We start from the raw sequence: 17,891 nt of genomic DNA on the forward strand, positions 1-17,891 counted from the left end.
CGGCGGCCTGATCTGAGCGACTGCCCAACCATCCGGTTGGGCGGCCTTGGTAGGCTTCGCGGGCAGAGGACGACACTCGAGTAGATCGTCACGCCCAATTCCGAACAGGACCTGGAGAAAACACACATGTCCGAAGAAGCCTTCATCTACGAGGCCATCCGAACCCCGCGCGGTAAGCAGCGCGGCGGATCGCTCAACGAAGTCAAGCCGCTGAACCTCGTGGTCGGGCTGATCGAGGAGCTGCGCTCGCGCTTCCCCGACCTCGACGAGAACCTGATCAGCGACGTCATCCTGGGCTGCGTCTCCCCGGTCGGCGACCAGGGCGCCGACATCGCCCGCACCGCGGTGATCGCGGCCGGGATGCCCGACACCGTCGGCGGCGTCCAGCTGAACCGCTTCTGCGCGTCCGGCCTCGAGGCCGTCAACACCGCAGCGCAGAAGGTCCGCTCCGGCTGGGACGACCTGGTGCTCGCCGGTGGCGTCGAGTCGATGAGCCGCGTCCCGATGGGCTCGGACGGCGGTGCGATGTTCACCGACCCCGCCACCGTGTTCGACAACTACATCGTGCCGCAGGGCATCGGCGCCGACCTGATCGCCACGATCGAAGGCTTCTCCCGGGAGGACGTCGACGCCTACGCCGCGCAGTCCCAGGAGCGCGCCGCCGCGGCGTGGTCGGGCGGCTACTTCGCCAAGTCCGTGGTCCCGGTCAAGGACCAGAACGGTCTGCTGATCCTCGACCACGACGAGCACATGCGTCCCGGCACCACCGTGGAGAGCCTCGGCAAGCTCAAGTCCGCCTTCGAGGGACTGGCCGCGATGGCCGGCTTCGACGACGTGGCGCTGCAGAAGTACCACTGGGTCGAGAAGATCAACCACGTCCACACCGGCGGCAACAGCTCCGGCATCGTCGACGGCGCCGCTCTGGTGCTCATCGGTAGCGAAGCCGCGGGCAAGTCGCAGGGCCTGACCCCGCGAGCGCGCATCGTGGCCACCGCCACCAGCGGCGCGGACGCGACGATCATGCTGACCGGCCCCACGCCGGCCACCCGCAAGGTGCTCGACCGCGCCGGTCTGACCGTCGACGACATCGACCTGTTCGAGCTCAACGAGGCTTTCGCGTCGGTGGTGCTGAAGTTCCAGAAGGACCTGAACATCCCGAGCGAGAAGCTCAACGTCAACGGCGGCGCGATCGCGATGGGTCACCCGCTGGGCGCCACCGGCGCCATGATCACCGGCACCATGGTCGACGAACTCGAGCGCCGCGGCGCCAAGCGCGCGCTCATCACGCTGTGCATCGGCGGCGGTATGGGTGTCGCCACCATCATCGAGAGGGTTTAAGGAAAAGTCATGGCAGAGAACACGATTGCGTGGGATAAGGATGCCGACGGCATCGTCACGCTGACGATGGACGACCCGACCGGTTCGGCCAACGTGATGAACGAGCACTACAAAGAGTCCATGCACAAGGCCGTAGAACGCCTTGTCGCAGAAAAGGATTCGGTCACCGGTGTGGTGATCACCAGCGGCAAGAAGACCTTCTTCGCCGGTGGTGACCTCAAGAGCATGATCACCGCCGGTCCGGAGAACGCCGGTGAGATCTTCGCCGAGGTCGAGGACATCAAGCGCGACCTGCGCGCCCTGGAGACCCTGGGCAAGCCGGTCGTCGCGGCGATCAACGGCGCCGCCCTCGGCGGTGGCCTGGAGATCGCGCTGGCCTGTCACCACCGCATCGTCGCCGACGTGAAGGGTGTTCAGATCGGCCTGCCCGAGGTCACCCTCGGTCTGCTGCCCGGCGGCGGCGGCGTCACCCGCGTGACGCGCATGCTCGGTATCCAGAACGGCTTCGTCAACGTGCTGAGCCAGGGCACCCGGTTCAAGCCGGCCGCCGCCAAGGACAACGGGCTGGTCGACGAACTCGTGTCCAGCGTCGAGGAATTGGTGCCCGCCGCCAAGGAGTGGATCAAGGCCAACCCCGAGTCGCACACCCAGCCGTGGGATGCCAAGGGCTACAAGATGCCCGGGGGCACCCCGGCCAGCCCGTCGTTGGCGGCGATCCTGCCGTCGTTCCCGTCGCTGCTGCGCAAGCAGCTCAAGGGCGCGCCGATGCCGGCACCGCGGGCCATCCTGGCCGCCGCCGTCGAGGGCGCGCAGGTGGACTTCGACACCGCCAGCCGCATCGAGAGCCGCTACTTCACCGAGCTGGTCACCGGGCCGATCGCCAAGAACATGATCCAGGCGTTCTTCTTCGACCTGCAGGCCATCAACTCCGGTGGATCGCGGCCCGAGGGCATCGGCAAGACCCCGATCACCAAGATTGGCGTGCTCGGTGCGGGCATGATGGGCGCCGGTATCGCCTACGTGTCGGCCAAGGCCGGCTTCGACGTGGTCCTCAAGGACGTCACCCTCGAAGCGGCCCAGAAGGGCAAGGGCTACTCCGAGAAGTTGGAGGCCAAGGCCCTCGAGCGGGGCAAGACCACGAAGGAACGCTCCGACGCCCTGCTGGGCCGGATCACCCCGACGGCCGACGCCGCCGACTTCAAGGGCGTCGACTTCGTCATCGAGGCGGTCTTCGAGTCGGTCGAGCTGAAGCACAAGGTGTTCGCCGAGATCGAGGACATCGTCGAGCCCAACGCGTTGCTGGGCTCGAATACCTCGACGCTGCCGATCACCGAACTCGCGACCGGCGTGAAGCGCCAGGACGACTTCATCGGCATTCACTTCTTCTCTCCGGTCGACAAGATGCCGCTGGTGGAGATCATCAAGGGCGAGAAGACGTCCGACGAGGCGCTGGCTCGGGTGTTCGACTACACGCTGGCCATCGGGAAGACCCCGATCGTGGTCAACGACAGCCGCGGCTTCTACACCAGCCGGGTCATCGGCACCTTCGTCAACGAAGCGCTGGCGATGCTCGGCGAGGGTGTCGAGCCGGCGTCGATCGAGCACGCAGGCACCCAGGCCGGCTACCCGGCCCCGCCGCTGCAGCTGTCCGACGAGCTCAACCTCGAGCTGATGCACAAGATCGCCCTGGCCACCCGCAAGGGTGTCGAAGAGGCCGGTGGCACCTATGAGCCGCACCCGGCTGAGGCCGTCGTCGAGAAGATGATCGAACTCGGCCGTCCTTCACGGCTTTCCGGTGCCGGCTTCTACGAATACGTCGACGGCAAGCGCACCCAGCTGTGGCCGGGGCTGCGGGAGACCTTCTCCTCGGGCACGTCGACCCCGCCGCTGCAGGACATGATCGACCGCATGCTGTTCGCCGAGGCGCTGGAAACCCAGAAGTGCTTCGACGAAGGTGTCATCACCACGACGGCCGACGCCAACATCGGCTCGATCATGGGCATCGGCTTCCCGCCGTGGACCGGGGGCGCCGCGCAGCTGATCGTCGGCTACCCGCACGGCGGCAAGGCCGGGTTCGTGGCACGGGCCAAGGAACTGGCGGAGAAGTACGGCGAGCGGTTCAACCCGCCGGCGTCGCTGCTCTAGCCGACCCGTCGCGACGCGCAAAGGTCCCCGAAACCCTGGTGTTTCGGGGACTTTTGCGTCTGCTCGGCCCGCGACCGTTAGCGTGAGACGCGTGAGCCAGAGCGCCGCAACGATTCTCAGCAGACTGGCCGCCAGCCTGTCAGGCTACGGCGGCGCGCCGTGCATCGAGTTCAACGGCCGCTGGTACACCGGTGACGAGATCGCCGCCTATGCCCGTGCCATCGACGATGCGTTGGGGCGGGCCGGGGTCGCTGCCGGCGCGACCGTGGCAGTGGTGGCCCGCAACCGCCCACCCCACGCGGCGGCCGTGATCGGGTTGCTCGGCGGCGGCCGGCGGGTGCCGATGATCTATTCATTCCAGTCGGCCGAGGCGATCGGGCGCGACATCGAACAGCTGGAGCCTGCCGCAGTCGTCGCCGACCGGCAGGACTGGACCGAGCCGGTGATCTCCGCCGCTCAGCGCGCAGGCACCGCCGGCATCGCGGTGTCACTGACAGCGCCCGCTGTGGAACTCGTGGCCGGCATCGAGCGGGTGGCACCGCGGCTGAATTCCTCAAGCCGGGACGGCTCGACCGGTCTGCAGGTGCTCACCAGTGGCACCACCGGGCCGCCCAAGCGGCACCCGATCCCGGCGTCGGTGCTCGAACACACCGTGTCCAGCGTGGCGATCACCGGCGCCTCCGCCGACGAGCCACCCGAGCTGATGTACTGGCCACTCGGCGGGATAGGCGGGGTGTGCCAGCTGATCACCGGCGCCTACCTCGGCAAGCGGATCGCACTTCTGGAGAAGTTCAGTGTCGCCGAGTGGGTCCGGGTGGTGAAGACCTACGGCATCCGGCGCTGCGGTCTGCAGCCGGCGGCGGTACGCATGCTCCTGGACGCCGACCTGCCGAGCGAGGACCTCGGGTCGCTCGACTACGTCATCAGCGCGGCGGGACCGCTGGATCCCGAGACCCGTGACGCGTTCGAGCAGAGATACCGAGTGCCCGTCCTGTTGGCTTATGGCGCAACCGAATTCGCCGGCTCGGTGTGCACGTGGACACCCGATCTCTATCGGGAGTTCGGTGCCGCCAAGCGTGCCAGCTCCGGACGGGCGATGCCCAACACCGAGGTCCGCATCATCGACCCGAACGGCGCCGGCGAGGTGCCGACTGGCGAGCAGGGTGTGCTCGAGGCCAAGATCGCATCCATCAGTCCGGACTGGATCCGTACCAACGACCTCGCCTCCATCGACGCCGACGGCTTCGTTATGTTGCACGGCCGCGCCGACGGGGCGATCAATCGCGGCGGATTCAAGGTCCTGCCGGAGACCGTTCGCCGAGTCCTGGTCGACCACCCGTCGGTGCGCGACGCCGCCGTCGTCGGCGTGCACGATCCCCGGCTCGGCGAGGTGCCGTTCGCGGCGGTGGAGACGGTTCCCGGCGCTGCAGCACCCGACCCGGCCGACCTCGTGGCCCTGGTCCGCGATGCGCTGCCCAAGCACTACGTGCCCGTCGAGGTGGTTGTGGTCGCGGAGCTTCCGCGTAACCAATCGCTCAAGGTTTCGCTTCGTGACATAGCCGCGATGTACTCCGCCGGCGTGGAGTAGGCGGGGCCCGATCCGCGGCATTGCCAGCACGCATGACAGTGTGCCGACCCGGGTCGCGCCGGGCGCCCCCCGACGCCCGCGCCTCGACGCAGAATCGCAAATCCGCTACATGAACTCTCAGAACAGCGTGACCTGGCATAAATGTCAGCGCTGTCCCGTAAGAGCAAACACCCGTGCGTTCGACCCTATACCGACTTGTGACCTCGGTTGCTGAGCGAATTGCCTTATACGGCACTTGGCGCACCATTTGCCGCGAACACCGTTTCCATACTGTGCGCCTGATCTGGCGGTATGTCCGAAGTGGATAGCGGAGCGAGTGTTCGCCTTTCATTTGCCTGCGTGATCAAGATTTTTTGCTGAATTACATCGTCTCAGCTTGCTCTCAGCTAGTTTTTACGGTGTGATGGGCATTACGCCAGGGGAATGAGGAGGCAAAGGGGGAGCATTGGCCCCTCCCGTACGGGAGGGGCCGATTGCCGTCCAGGGGTCTTAACTCTTCCGGTCGGACCGGGTTGCTGCGCCCCTCACGCGTGGCCCTCGCGGCCGGCAGCGGTCGCTCCGAGATGCTCGGATGGCACGCTGGTCGGCTGAGGCGCTCGTCCGTAGAGTCGGGCCATGCGCTTCGGACTGTTCATCCCGCAGGGCTGGCGACTGGATCTGGCCGGCATTCCCACTGAAAAGCACTGGCAGGTAATGCGTGATCTGGCTGATCATGCCGACGCGGGCCCCTGGGACTCGCTCTGGGTCTACGACCACTTCCATACCGTGCCGATCCCGACCGACGAGGCCACCCACGAGGCGTGGACGCTGATGGCGGCTTATGCGGCGACGACCTCCCGCATCAAGCTCGGCCAGATGTGCACGGCGATGAGCTACCGCAACCCCGTCTACCTGGCCAAGGTGGCGGCCACCACCGACATCATCTCCGGCGGGCGTGTGCAGATGGGCATCGGCGGCGGCTGGTACGAGCACGAGTGGCGTGCCTACGGGTACGGCTTCCCCTCCGCCGGAGTGCGGTTGGCCCGACTCGACGAGGGTGTCCAGATCATGCGGGACGCCTGGCGCGACGGGAAGGTGAGCTTCACGGGCAGGCAATATGAGTTCGACGGCGCGATTGTCGCTCCGAAGCCGTTGCAGGAGAACGGAATTCCGATGTGGATTGCCGGTGGCGGCGAGAAGGTGACGCTCAAGATCGCGGCGAAGTACGCGCAGTACACGAATTTCACCTCCGAACCGGACGGTTTCGCGCACAAGTCGCGGGTGCTGTCCGAGCACTGCCGCGAGGTGGGCACGGATTTCGACTCGATCGTCCGCTCGGCCAACGTCAACGCGATTCTCGGCACGTCGGCCGACGATGTCACGGCGCGGATCAAGCGGGTTCGCGACCGGCTGGCCGGCATCTGCGGTGATGCGGCCGCCGACGCGATGATGACGACGGTCAGTGCGCCCGGGTCGGCGGCGGGCACGCCCGAGCAGGTCATCGAGAGCCTGACCGCGCTGCGAGAACTGGGCTGCGAGTACGTCATCTGCTACTTCCCGGAGGCGGCCTACGACCGGTCCGGCATCGAACTGTTCGAGCGTGAGGTGATGCCCGCGCTCATGTGAGCTCGCACTGTCCGAGAAGGGCGTGCATTCAGATGAGAATGAGGTTTCCATTCGTGGCCAACAGTGTTGTACGATCCGGCTACCGATTTGGACTACGAAGGATGCCGCTATGCAGAAGGCCCTGGCGCCCGAAATCTCCACTTGGCCCGCTGACAACCCGCAGCTGATCGGCAGTGAATGTGCCAGCTGTTCGGCTGTGGTCTTTCCGAGTCAGGACCGGTGCCCGCGGTGCAGTGCGGGCGGCATGAACGAGGTAACACTGCCGCGGCGTGGCACCCTGGTGGCCTGGACCACTCAGGGGTTCCCGCCCGGAGCGCCCTACATCGGCCCTACCGGAAAGGATTTCGTGCCGTTCGGCGTCGGCCTGGTGCAGCTCGGCCTGGGGGAAGAAGCCGTCGTGCGCGTCGAAGGCCGGCTCACCGAGAACGATCCGGAGAAGCTGAAGTGGGGCATGGACGTCGAGCTCACCATGATCCCGTTCGCGACCGACGCCGACGGCAATGAGGTCGTCACGTTCGCGTTCGCACCGGTGGGGGCGTGAGCGGCATGAGCAATGACGTTGCGATCATCGGCGTCGGCCTGCATCCGTTCGGCCGGTTCGACAAGACCGCCATGCAGATGGGTGCCGAGGCGATCGAGCTGGCACTGCAGGATTCGGGTGCGCAGTGGAAGGACATCCAGTTCGGTTTCGGCGGCAGCTATGAGGTGTCCAACCCCGACGCAGTGACGCGCCTGGTCGGCCTGACCGGCATCACGTTCACCAACGTCTTCAATGCCTGCGCCACCGCGGCGAGCGCGATCCAGCAGACCGCGGACACGATCCGGCTCGGCAAGTACGACATCGGCATCGCGGTGGGCCTGGACAAGCACCCGCGCGGCGCGTTCACCGACGACCCGGCCAAGCTGGCGCTGCCGCAGTGGTATGCCGAGAACGGGCAGTTCGTCACCACAAAGTTCTTCGGTATCAAGGCCAACCGGTACATCCATGATCACGGCATCTCCGAGGAGACGCTGGCGCGGGTGGCCAACAAGAACTTCCGCAACGGTGTGCTGAATCCGAATGCCTTCCGCCGCAAGGAGATCTCCGTTGAGGAGATCATGGCCTCGCCGGTGCTGAACTACCCGCTGCGGCAGTACATGTTCTGCGCTCCCGATGAGGGTGCCGCCGCGGTGGTCATGTGCCGCGCCGACATCGCGCACCGCTTCACCGACAAGCCGGTCTACGTGCGCGCCAGCGAGATTCGTACCCGGACCTTCGGCGCCTACGAGGTGCACGGCACCTCGGCCCCGCTCGACGAGGACGTGTCGCCGACCGTCTACGCCGCCAAGGCGGCCTATGAGCAGGCCGGGATCGGTCCCGAGGACATCGACATCGCGCAGCTGCAGGACACCGATGCCGGTGCCGAGATCATCCACATGGCCGAGACCGGTCTGTGCGCCGACGGCGAGCAGGAGAAGCTGCTGGCCGACGGGGCCACCGAGATCGGTGGCTCGCTGCCGATCAACACCGATGGTGGCCTGATCGCCAACGGTGAGCCGATCGGTGCGTCGGGTCTGCGGCAGATGCACGAGCTGGTGCGACAGCTGCGCGGCGAGGCCGGCGAACGTCAGGTGCCGGGCAACCCCCGGGTGGGCTTGGCGCAGGTGTACGGTGCGCCCGGAACCGCTTCGGCGACAATACTTTCGCTCTAGACGTTGGTCTCCTGACCCAGGAATCCCTGGACGGCCTGGATCAGGACGAGCACCTCGATCAGGCCTGCTGTGGTGACCAACCCGGTGGCGGCCGCGATCGGAAGTCCGATCGCGTTGACCAGCCCGTTGATCACGTCGCCGGACAGCGCCTGCTGAATTCCGCCGAGGAACAGGGTGATTCCGTACGCGGGCAGCATCGTGACGATGGCGTTGGCGATATCGGCCGTCGGTAGCGCCGCCGCATACAGTGCCGCAGCGGAATTGGAAATGGTGTAGGCGATGTCGGTGATCACCGTCTGCAGGGTGGAGATGACGCCCGCGGGGGTGGGCAGCGCCGGTGCCGGTCCGAGGCTCGGCGGCTTCAGGGCCGCGAGCTCCTGCCACATCACCCCGCCCGGACTGACGTCAGCGGCGAAGGCGTGCAGCCCCTGCCCGATGCCGGCGACGAACAGGTTGGCGACCTGGCCCCAGTTGACATCGGGGATGAAGCCGAAGGTGGTCTGCTGATTGGCGAATCCGTTGGTGGACCAACCGTATTGCGGATCACCGTATCCGAGGTTCACGATCACCTTCAGCGCGGGCTGCAACAGATCGGCCACCGGGGTGCCGATCACGGGCAGTAGGCGCAGCGGTTCGAGCAGCGGCAGGTTCTCGGTGGGGATGATGTAGTACTTCTGGGTGGGATCGGTGGTCGGCAGCGCAATGGCCGAATTCACCTGCTGGGAGGTCAGGTCCGCGTACTTGGTGTGCACGAAGATGATGCCCAGCCCGGCGTTGAGCACCGACAGGACATTGAGCGGGTAGCGCGGGAAGTCGGCGAACCCGTCGTACTCCAAGGTGTAGTTCGTTGTGGGGAAGGCGTTTTCCGGGGTAGCGCCATAAAACGGCAGGCCCAGGCTGGGCAGGTTCAACCCCGGGAAGCGGGACAACATGCCGCCGTTGGGGTTCATCTCGTTGCCGACCAACACAAAGTCGACGGGTGTGCCCGGCGGCAGCTGACTCATGATCAGTGATGAGATGATCGCGCTCTGGGAGTAACCGAACACCGTGGCGGTGTTGCCCGCCGCGACCTGTTCGGCGATCGACGCGGCCAGAATCTGAATGCCCTGTTGCACTGACACATTCAGTGGCAGGCTCTTCACCCCGGTGATCGGATACAGCCCCTCCGGGGTATCCAGCTGAAATGGGATGGACCCCGGGTACGACGGTGCGATGTACAGATTGAAGACGTTCTGGATGTAGGTGGGTTTGGGGATCGGCACACCGCTGGGGCCCATGATCAACGCCGTGTTCTGGGCGGCGACAGCCTGGACCAGGCCCTCCGGCGCCAACGTCGTGGCCGCCGCGGGGCGCGCCGAGACGCCGGTGTCGCGACGACTGTAGGCCAGCGCCGCCAACTCCAGTGGCGAATCGGTGGGCGGCGCGTCGGGCGCCGACGGCTCGGCGGTCGCTGCCGGGGCGGCCTTGGCGGTTGCCCGCGACGTGATCGACTGTGCTCGCACCGCTGTGGCCGGACGGGCGCGACCCGAAGCGGCCGCGGTAACACCGCGCTTTGCCGGTGCGGCCGCGTTCTGGCTCGATGCCGACCGGGCCGAGCCGGCATGCGCCGAGGAGCCGCCGTCGTCGTCGGCCCACGCTGTGGCGGCGCCGAACGCCGCGGCACCCACTCCCAGCGCGACCGCCAACCCGCCAACTCGACCGATGAAGCCCGCTGCGCGCACGTTGTACCCCTTTTAGTCACCCGACCACGTGTCGTGGCGAAGACTAGCCTGTTGCCGCGAGGTTCGCTGTCACATTCGTTTCGCGAACGCAGCGCGCAGGTCAACGGACAACGAATTGTTGCTGTCGGGTGTGACGGGCAACGTTTGGTGTAGCGACCTCAGAGTGCCGGGCCGAGCAAGTCGTCGGCGTCTTTGATGATGTAGCCGTAGCCCTGTTCGGCCAGGAACCGCTGCCGGTGGGCGGCGTACTCGGCGTCGAGGCTGTCGCGGGAGACCACGGAGTAGAACACCGCTCCGCCACCGTCGTGCTTGGGACGAAGCAGCCGCCCGAGCCGCTGTGCCTCTTCCTGGCGCGAGCCGAATGTTCCCGAAACCTGAACCGCCACCGAGGCTTCCGGCAGGTCGATGGAGAAGTTCGCGACCTTGGACACCACGAGCGTCTTGACCTCACCTCGGCGGAAGGCGTCGAAGAGCTCCTCGCGCTCGGCGTTCTTCGTCGAACCCTGGATCACCGGAGCGCCCAACTCGGTGCCGAGCTCGTCGAGCTGATCCAGGTAGGCGCCGATCACCAGCGTCGGCTCGTTGGGATGCTTGGCGAGAATCGACTTCACCACCGCGATCTTCGAGTGCGCGGTCGAGCAGAGCTTGTACCGCTCGTCCGGCTCGGCGACCGCGTAGAGCATGCGCTCGTTGTCGGTCATGGTCACGCGCACCTCGATGCACTCCGCCGGGGCGATCCACCCCTGAGCTTCGATGTCCTTCCACGGTGCGTCGTAACGCTTGGGACCGATCAGGCTGAACACGTCGCCCTCGCGGCCGTCCTCGCGGATCAACGTCGCCGTCAGCCCCAGCCGGCGGCGGGACTGCAGGTCGGCCGTCATCCGGAACACCGGTGCCGGCAGCAGGTGGACCTCGTCGTAGATGATCAGGCCCCAGTCCCGGCTGTCGAACAGCTCCAGATGCTTGTACTCGCCCTTGGTGCGGCGGGTGATCACCTGATACGTGGCGATGGTGACGGGCCGGATCTCCTTGCGCTCACCGGAGTACTCGCCGATCTCCTCCTCGGTCAGCGACGTCCGCGCGATCAGCTCACGCTTCCACTGCCGGCCCGCAACCGTGTTGGTGACCAGGATCAAAGTCGTCGCACCCGCTTTGGCCATCGCCGCCGCGCCCACCAGCGTCTTGCCCGCGCCACACGGCAGGACCACCACACCCGAGCCGCCGTCCCAGAACGAATCGGCGGCCATCTGCTGGTAGTCGCGGAGTTGCCAACCGTCCTGGGCGAGGTCGATCGGATGGGCTTCGCCGTCGACGTAGCCCGCCAGGTCCTCGGCCGGCCAGCCGATCTTGAGCAACATCTGCTTGATCCGGCCGCGCTCACTGGGATGGACGATCACGGTGTCGTCGTCGATCCGCGCGCCGAGCATCGGATTGATCTTCTTGTTGCGCAACACCTCTTCGAGCACCGCCCGGTCGAGGCTCACCAACGTCAGGCCGTGCGCCGGATGCTTCACCAGCTGCAGCCGGCCATACCGGGCCATCGTGTCGACGATGTCGACCAGCAGCGGCTGCGGCACGGCATAACGCGAGAAGCTGACCAGCGCGTCGACCACCTGCTCGGCGTCGTGCCCGGCAGCGCGGGCGTTCCACAACGCCAGTGGGGTGATGCGATAGGTGTGGATGTGTTCGGGGGCGCGTTCGAGCTCCGCGAACGGCGCGATCGCGGAGCGCGCGGCACCGGCAAGCTCGTGGTCGACTTCGAGCAGCACGGTCTTGTCGGACTGCACGATCAACGGGCCCTCAGTCATGTCAGGCCCATGCGTTCACAACTCATAACGCTCCATTATCCAGCGTCGGCCGACATCACCGACGTCACGCGATGCACCGCGAACTCCCGCGGGCGGCCCTGAGCGGGATCCCAGGCCATCAGCTGACCCCCGCTGACGGTGAGCGGGCGTACTACCCGCTGGGTGGCGACCCCGGCCGCGTCGACATAACCGATCACCACGTCTTTTTGTTCCATGGCCGCCTGCTGCAACAGGGCCATCGAGACCGCCGGATCCAGGCGGACGTTGGCGAACGGGGTGGTCGAATCCACTCGCCGCAACACCGCCACCACCGAGGCCAGGGTGTCGGTGCTCGGCTTGGGCAACGCGCGGAACGGCCGACGGTGTTGGGGTGTGGACACCCGTGCACCGCGCTGCCGCAGATCGACGATCGCTCCCGAGGAATCCTCGGCGGCCGGCGCGAAGCCCGCCGTGCGCAACGCCGCGAGCACGTCACCGATCGGCGCCTGTGACACCGCCACCGTGGGCGCCAGCAGCCGCACCTCCAGATGTTCCAAAGCCGGCGCGGCCACCGCATGGGCGAGCAGTGTCGGGTCCTCGCAGCGCAGGAACGACGACGCCATCCCGACCCGCAGCTGGCCATGCCGACGGGCGACATCGTTGATCAGATACGTCAAGCCTTGGGGGACAGGTGTTTTCGAGTGCCGCTCGAAGAAGGTATGAAGACCGCCCGCGGTGCGCCCGGTATCCAGGGCGTGCCGGATCGAGGATTCGCTGACCCGGTACACCATGGCGGCGCCGGCCGATTCCACCGCGGCCACCGCCGCCAGTTCGTCGGCAAGGTCGCGCTGCAGCGGCCCGGGCACCACAACGGTCAGGTCGGCCTGTACCAGGAAATGGTCGATCGGTGCGGGTAGCGCCTTGCCCATCGCGTCGATCGCGGCGTCCTCGGCGCCGGCGAGCAGCACCCGCGCCGGTGTGCTCAACGCGCCGCGGCCGATCAGGCCCACGGCGTGGGCTTCGTCGAGCAGGTGCGCGATCGGTTCGGGCTGCAACCGGGCGGCCCACCGCGGTCGGCGCCAGATCAAGGCCCGTGAAGCGTGCTGCGCATCCACGCCGGAGCCGGGCGGCAGCTCGGCGAGCAGCTCCAGCAGCAGTCGCCGATCCAGCGGTGCGGCCGTCGAATACAGCGAATCAGACAGTGCGGCATAGGGTTTGCCATCGGGGCCGCGGCTACCGATCAGTCCTGGGCGTGATGGCAAGTCCAGCCAGCTGCCGGCCAGCAGATACCAACGGGTGGCGGTGGGCGTTTCCATGAATCGGTCCGCGGCCACCGTCGGCGTCCAGTACGGGCTCGCGCCATCCTGGGGTTCGGGGTCGGGTGTGCCGCTGGCGATCAAGCCGGCCGCCGAGCTGATCTCGAGCACCAGCCCGAGGCGTTGTTCGTCGATTCCGGTCAGCTTGCTCAGCCGCTTGGCTTCGCGCACCCCGAGGCCGCCGCTGCGCAACTCGGGAACCGGTGTAGCAGAGAGGGTTTCGATGACCAGCTCGATCTCGCGGATCAGGTCAAGGACGGCACCGGCCGCGGCGGAGTCGACGTCGGCGATGGTGGTGGTGCCAGACACCGGGTCGGGTGCGGTCAGGCTCACCGGGCCGGGCTCCTCGCCGCGCAGCACCTGACCGACGTGCCGCGGCAGGATCACCGTCTCGGCATCGAGTTGGCGCAGCAGTCCGGCCGCCAGCAGCCGTGGCACCGGCCGGTCGGCGGGCGCGCCCGGCGCGGCGTCACGGGTGCGGCCCACCGGGGACCCCATCAGCAGCCGGTCCAGCAGTTCGAGCTGGGGTTCGTCGAGGGCGTCGATCGCGGCGGAGATCTCCGCTGCCGAGCGGGACGAATCCTCCCCGATCGCCTGGCCGGGATACCAGGGCAGTCCTGCGGCCGCTTCGGCCGACACCCGCAGCTCGCGCTCGCCCCAGACCAGTGCGCGCTCACGCAGGTCGTCGAGCGCGGACAGGATCGACTTCTCGTCGGCCCGCTCGCCGACGAGGGCGACCAGCTTGGTCACCGGGGTAGCCGCGGTCTCGGCGTGCAGCACGATCAGGGCGTCGAGAACGGCAAGCCGCAGGTAGTCCAGCTCGTCGGTGGCGGCCTTGACCGATTGCCGTGCCACCGCGCGGGCGGCCAGCGCGGCGATGCTGCCGGGGGCCGGCTGGGCAAGATCCGGCCGCAGTTCCAGCAGGCGGATCAGCCGGTCGTCGGGCAGATCGGCCAGCCAGGCGCCCAGCGGCACGCCAGGGCTGTCTTCCCGGGTCGCTTCGCTCCTGCCCGCCGGCCGCCCGGACTGTGCACTCATTGTTGACCAGCGTAAAACAGCCGCCTGTGTGCACAAGCCGGGCCGTGAGATGACAGAATGTTGCCGTGGCTGAGAAGAAGACAAGGTATGTCGACAATGGCTGGCCGACCAGCGACCCCGACGACCACGCCGTGAGCGAGCTGGCCGCCGATCGGACCGGCGCGCTGTCCCCGTTCGGCGACATCACGTTCCCGTTGCCGGCCTCTGACCTGCCGTACCTGCACCCGGTCACCGTCGTCAACAAGTAGACGGTGACCGACGGACCGCAGCGCCGCCTCTCGCACCTCGACGAGCACGGTGCGGCGCACATGGTCGATGTCACCGACAAGGCCGCCACCACACGCACCGCGGTGGCGGCCGGCTCTGTTCACACCACCGCCGAGGTGGTGGAGCTGATCACGGCGGGCGGCCTGCCCAAGGGTGACGCACTCGCGACCGCGCGGGTGGCCGGGATCCTGGCGGCCAAACGCACATCCGATCTGATTCCGCTGTGCCACCACCTCGCCTTGACCGGGGTCGACATCGAGTTCGCGATCGGTGACGCCGTCGTCGGCGTGACCGCCTCGGTGCGCACCACCGACCGCACCGGCGTCGAGATGGAGGCGTTGACCGCCGTGAGCGTCGCCGCCCTGACGCTCTACGACATGATCAAGGCCGTCGACCCTGCCGCGCGCCTCGAGGACATCCGGGTGCTGCGTAAGGAGGGCGGTAAGACCGGCCTGTGGGTGCGCGAGCCATGACGCGGTCCGCACGGGTCGTCATCGCCTCCACCCGGGCGGCGACCGGTGTCTACGAGGACCGGACCGGCCCGATCGTCGTCGCCTGGCTCGCCGAGCGCGGCTTCGACGTACCCGCCGCCAGCGTGGTGGTGGACGGCAACGCCGTCGGGGACGCGCTGCGCGCGGCGATCGACTCTCGCGCCGACGTCGTCATCACCTCCGGCGGCACCGGAATTTCACCGACCGACGCCACCCCCGAGGCGACCATCGGCGTTCTCGACTATCAGATCCCCGGCCTGGCCGACGCCATCCGCCGGTCCGGTCTACCTGCGGTGCCGACAGCGGTGCTGTCCCGAGGGGTGTGCGGCGTCGCGGGTCGCACACTGGTGATCAACCTGCCCGGCTCGACGGGCGGGGTGCGCGACGGACTGTCGGTGCTCGCCGACGTGCTCGACCATGCGCTGGACCAACTGTCCGGAGGGGACCACCGCTGATGACACGCATCCTGCGGGCCGCGCTCGTCGAGGGCCCGATCTCGCTGACCGAGCACGAAGAGTTGGTCGCCGACGACGCCGCAGGCGCGGTCGTGGGCTTTTCCGGGATGGTGCGTAATCACGATGGCGGCCGAGACGTGGTGCGGCTGGAGTATTCGGCGCACCCGATGGCCGAGCAGACCTTGTTCGAGGCGGTCGCCGAGGTGGCCGGGAAAGCCACCGGTGTGCGGGCGATCGCTGCCAGCCATCGGGTCGGCGTGCTGCAGATCGGGGCCGCCGCCCTGGTGGCCGCCGTGGCGGCCGACCACCGGCAGGCGGCGTTCGAGGCGTGTGCCTTGCTCGTCGACACCGTCAAAGAGCGGCTACCGGTGTGGAAGCACCAGTTTTTCGCCGACGGAACCGACGAGTGGGTGAACTCGGCGTGATCGCTTACTGAGCCGGAGCCGGTGCCGGTGCGGGGGCAGCCGGAACCAGCGGTGCGTTCGGGTCGGCCGGAGCCGGCGCCGGAGCGTTTGGATCACCGGGCGGGGTGCCCATGCTGGGATCGTTGGTCACCGGGGTGTTCAGCGGACGCTGGGTCAGGGCCAGGAGCGCGTCACCCTTGCTGACCTGCTGCGTCTGGATCGCATGCCACAGTTCCTTGAGGTACGTGACATTCGGGCCGTCCTGGGGGCCTTCCGGCTGATCGCTGGTACCCGGCGGCAGATTCTCCGGGCTCGTCAGGTGCGGCATGCCGTCAGGCAGCTGCTCTGTCGGGCTGGCGGCGACCACGTCGGTGCCCGGCGCGGGCGCTGCGGCCGGATCGGCCGGCGCGGGAGCGGGAGCCGGCGGCAAGGTCGGCGGGACCGCTGGGTCGGCGGGAGCCTGCGGAACGAAGTGAATCGACGCCGCCTGGACGGTGACGGTCTGCTCGTCAGGGTTCGCGGGTGCCTCGGGGGCAGGCATCTGCAGAGCGGTGTCGACCACCGGCTCAGCGGCCGGCGGGGCTACTTCCTGAGCGACCGGGACGACGTCCGGCTGCGGAGCAGGCGGCAGGTCGGCGGGCGCCGGGGGCAGATCCTGGGGGGCTGGGGGGATGTCCTGCGGAGCCGGGGCAGGCGGGAGATCCTGCGGTGCCGGCGGCAGGTCCTGCGGGGCGGGGGCCGGGGGCATGTCCTGCGGCGCGGGCGGGAGATCCTGGGGGGCCGGGGGCATGTCCTGCGGAGCGGGCGGGAGATCCTGGGGGGCCGGGGGCATGTCCTGCGGAGCCGGCGGCATGTCCTGCGGCGCCGGAGGCAGATCTGCCGGGGCATCCGGTGCCGGGGCGTCCGGCGCGGGCGCCTCGAAACCGGCGGGCTGAATCTGGGCGTCTTCGGGAGTGGGCTCGTTCACCACATTGCGCGGGGTCGCACCCGAAAGGCCGCGTCCGCACACCGGCCAGGCGCCGCGGCCCTGGCTCGCCAGGACGCGTTCGGCGATGGCGATCTGCTGGTCCTTGCTGGCCATGTTCGCGGCCGGGGCGTACTGGCCGCCACCGTGTGCGGACCAGGTGCTGGGGGAGAACTGGAGACCACCCTGGTAACCGTTGCCGGTGTTGATGCCCCAGTTTCCGCCGGACTCACAACGGGCAACCTGATCCCATTCGGCATCCGGGGCCGCTTGGGCCTGGCTGGCGAAGGCGAGGCTGCCGCCTCCGATGACCGCACCGGTGACCGCGATCTTTGCGACGCTGACTGACGATGAAGTGGGCTTGCGATGCCGTCCACTCATATGGCGAAGTGTTCCTCTCTTCAATGCGCCTGCGAGGTCAGCTGTCGGGTTCGGGCTGGAGAGGTCGCCCGGCCGTCGTCGTCTCTGGTGGAAACGATTTTGGCTTCACCCCAAGGAGTTTTGTGGCTCCGAGTCCTATCGGTGGACCGGTGGGTCCCCCGCCTCCATCCATGGTGTTCGTTGGTCTCTCCGCTCCTTGGATGGAGCTCAGCGCTAAGAGCGAAGAGGGTCTGCCCGGGTTGAGGGGGCTGACCTTCGAGAGACGGTAATGGGATCGGCGGGACCCGTCATCTTTTGCAAATCCGGGCGTTTCTGGTACTGGCAAACCTTAAAAAAGGTTAAAGCCCCTAGACAGCCTGACGTTCGCCCAGGTAGTTCCGCCACTAAACCGCACCGTGGCCATCTCGTTACCTGATCGTGATGTGACGTAAATCACGCTCACCCGCCGGCAAACGGGGGTAACACGTCGAGCGTCTGGCCGGATTGCAGGGTCGTCGCCTTGTTTCGGACCGCGATGCCGTCGCGCAGATATGAACAGCGCTGTAACACCCGCGCTAATTCCGCGTTGCGACAAGCTAATTCGTCCACCACATCGGCGACGGTCGCGCCGGGACGCACGGTGAGTTGATCAGACTCGGTACCCGCGGCGGCGCGCGCCGCAGCGAAGAAACGCACAGTCACCTGTACCGATTCGGCCAC

The 17,891-nt window shown here is 67.7% G+C and carries 15 protein-coding genes and 1 riboswitch; of the genes, 10 read left to right on the top strand and 5 right to left on the bottom strand.

All coding sequences use genetic code 11. From position 1 onward, the window contains the following. Positions 1-126 precede the first annotated feature (126 nt). The 6 genes from G6N32_RS04020 to G6N32_RS04045 all read left to right on the top strand — a co-directional run bounded on the left by G6N32_RS04020 (position 127) and on the right by G6N32_RS04045 (position 8,368). Positions 127-1,338, top strand: a complete 1,212-nt coding sequence (locus tag G6N32_RS04020) for an acetyl-CoA C-acetyltransferase (protein WP_036341378.1) — start codon at positions 127-129, stop codon at positions 1,336-1,338. A gap of 9 nt (positions 1,339-1,347) precedes the next feature. Beyond that, a complete protein-coding gene (locus G6N32_RS04025; RefSeq protein ID WP_115317259.1) occupies positions 1,348-3,483 on the top strand; it encodes a 3-hydroxyacyl-CoA dehydrogenase NAD-binding domain-containing protein in 2,136 nt (711 codons plus the stop codon). Between the two features lie 91 nt (positions 3,484-3,574). Beyond that, the gene (locus tag G6N32_RS04030; RefSeq protein WP_115317258.1) at positions 3,575-5,071 is read left to right on the top strand and encodes an ANL family adenylate-forming protein; all 1,497 of its coding nucleotides are present in this window, start codon (positions 3,575-3,577) and stop codon (positions 5,069-5,071) included. A gap of 615 nt (positions 5,072-5,686) precedes the next feature. Further along, a complete protein-coding gene (locus G6N32_RS04035) occupies positions 5,687-6,676 on the top strand; it encodes an LLM class F420-dependent oxidoreductase (protein WP_115317257.1) in 990 nt (329 codons plus the stop codon). Between the two features lie 109 nt (positions 6,677-6,785). Then, complete coding sequence (locus G6N32_RS04040) at positions 6,786-7,217, top strand: Zn-ribbon domain-containing OB-fold protein (RefSeq protein WP_115317256.1); 432 nt, start codon at positions 6,786-6,788, stop codon at positions 7,215-7,217. A 5-nt stretch (positions 7,218-7,222) separates the two neighbouring features. Further along, positions 7,223-8,368 carry a thiolase family protein gene (locus G6N32_RS04045; protein ID WP_115318845.1) on the top strand — a complete coding sequence of 382 codons (1,146 nt, stop codon included), beginning with the start codon at positions 7,223-7,225 and terminating at the stop codon, positions 8,366-8,368. Here the strand turns inward: G6N32_RS04045 and G6N32_RS04050 are convergent. The 3 genes from G6N32_RS04050 to G6N32_RS04060 form a co-directional block, all read right to left on the bottom strand. Next, the gene (locus tag G6N32_RS04050) at positions 8,365-10,089 is read right to left on the bottom strand and encodes a PE-PPE domain-containing protein (RefSeq protein ID WP_147291954.1); all 1,725 of its coding nucleotides are present in this window, start codon (positions 10,087-10,089) and stop codon (positions 8,365-8,367) included. The genes G6N32_RS04045 and G6N32_RS04050 overlap by 4 nt on opposite strands. A 158-nt stretch (positions 10,090-10,247) precedes the next feature. Continuing rightward, entirely contained in the window at positions 10,248-11,897 is a 1,650-nt protein-coding gene (locus tag G6N32_RS04055; RefSeq protein WP_115317254.1) for a DNA repair helicase XPB, read from the bottom strand. 35 nt (positions 11,898-11,932) lie between these two features. Further along, entirely contained in the window at positions 11,933-14,230 is a 2,298-nt protein-coding gene (locus G6N32_RS04060; protein WP_115317253.1) for a helicase-associated domain-containing protein, read from the bottom strand. A gap of 65 nt (positions 14,231-14,295) precedes the next feature. On the opposite strand from G6N32_RS04060, the gene G6N32_RS04065 reads away from it, so the two are divergent. Genes G6N32_RS04065 through G6N32_RS04080 form a run of 4 tightly spaced genes read left to right on the top strand, consistent with a single transcriptional unit; the run spans position 14,296 to position 15,868 of the window. After that, complete coding sequence (locus G6N32_RS04065; protein ID WP_036341358.1) at positions 14,296-14,478, top strand: hypothetical protein; 183 nt, start codon at positions 14,296-14,298, stop codon at positions 14,476-14,478. Between the two features lie 3 nt (positions 14,479-14,481). Further along, on the top strand, positions 14,482-14,970 hold the full coding sequence (moaC, locus tag G6N32_RS04070; protein ID WP_115317252.1) for a cyclic pyranopterin monophosphate synthase MoaC: 489 nt from the start codon (positions 14,482-14,484) through the stop codon (positions 14,968-14,970). Further along, positions 14,967-15,443 (top strand): MogA/MoaB family molybdenum cofactor biosynthesis protein, encoded by a 477-nt coding sequence (locus G6N32_RS04075; RefSeq protein WP_115317251.1) that lies wholly within the window; start codon positions 14,967-14,969, stop codon positions 15,441-15,443. The genes moaC and G6N32_RS04075 overlap by 4 nt, the downstream gene beginning before the upstream one ends. After that, entirely contained in the window at positions 15,443-15,868 is a 426-nt protein-coding gene (locus tag G6N32_RS04080; protein WP_115317250.1) for a molybdenum cofactor biosynthesis protein MoaE, read from the top strand. The genes G6N32_RS04075 and G6N32_RS04080 overlap by 1 nt, the downstream gene beginning before the upstream one ends. Before the next feature lie 4 nt (positions 15,869-15,872). Here G6N32_RS04080 and G6N32_RS04085 read toward each other — a convergent pair whose 3' ends face one another. Both G6N32_RS04085 and G6N32_RS04090 read right to left on the bottom strand, forming a co-directional pair. Continuing rightward, positions 15,873-17,192, bottom strand: coding sequence for a transglycosylase family protein (locus G6N32_RS04085; RefSeq protein ID WP_115317249.1), 1,320 nt, complete (start codon positions 17,190-17,192; stop codon positions 15,873-15,875). A gap of 11 nt (positions 17,193-17,203) precedes the next feature. Further along, positions 17,204-17,385, bottom strand: a riboswitch (cyclic di-AMP (ydaO/yuaA leader). Between the two features lie 245 nt (positions 17,386-17,630). Continuing rightward, entirely contained in the window at positions 17,631-17,891 is a 261-nt protein-coding gene (locus G6N32_RS04090) for a MoaD/ThiS family protein (protein WP_115317248.1), read from the bottom strand.

Origin of the sequence: Mycolicibacterium aichiense (assembly GCF_010726245.1) — a bacterium.
GTDB classification, from domain to species: Bacteria; Actinomycetota; Actinomycetes; order Mycobacteriales; family Mycobacteriaceae; genus Mycobacterium; species Mycobacterium aichiense.

Coding starts and splice junctions, on each gene's coding strand:
- G6N32_RS04020 (WP_036341378.1), top strand. CDS start 127: ATGTCCGAAGAAGCCTTCATCTACGAGGCCATCCGAACCCCGCGCGGT.
- G6N32_RS04025 (WP_115317259.1), top strand. CDS start 1,348: ATGGCAGAGAACACGATTGCGTGGGATAAGGATGCCGACGGCATCGTC.
- G6N32_RS04035 (WP_115317257.1), top strand. CDS start 5,687: ATGCGCTTCGGACTGTTCATCCCGCAGGGCTGGCGACTGGATCTGGCC.
- G6N32_RS04040 (WP_115317256.1), top strand. CDS start 6,786: ATGCAGAAGGCCCTGGCGCCCGAAATCTCCACTTGGCCCGCTGACAAC.
- G6N32_RS04045 (WP_115318845.1), top strand. CDS start 7,223: ATGAGCAATGACGTTGCGATCATCGGCGTCGGCCTGCATCCGTTCGGC.
- G6N32_RS04055 (WP_115317254.1), bottom strand. CDS start 11,897: ATGACTGAGGGCCCGTTGATCGTGCAGTCCGACAAGACCGTGCTGCTC.
- G6N32_RS04060 (WP_115317253.1), bottom strand. CDS start 14,230: ATGAGTGCACAGTCCGGGCGGCCGGCGGGCAGGAGCGAAGCGACCCGG.
- G6N32_RS04075 (WP_115317251.1), top strand. CDS start 14,967: ATGACGCGGTCCGCACGGGTCGTCATCGCCTCCACCCGGGCGGCGACC.
- G6N32_RS04080 (WP_115317250.1), top strand. CDS start 15,443: ATGACACGCATCCTGCGGGCCGCGCTCGTCGAGGGCCCGATCTCGCTG.
- G6N32_RS04085 (WP_115317249.1), bottom strand. CDS start 17,192: ATGAGTGGACGGCATCGCAAGCCCACTTCATCGTCAGTCAGCGTCGCA.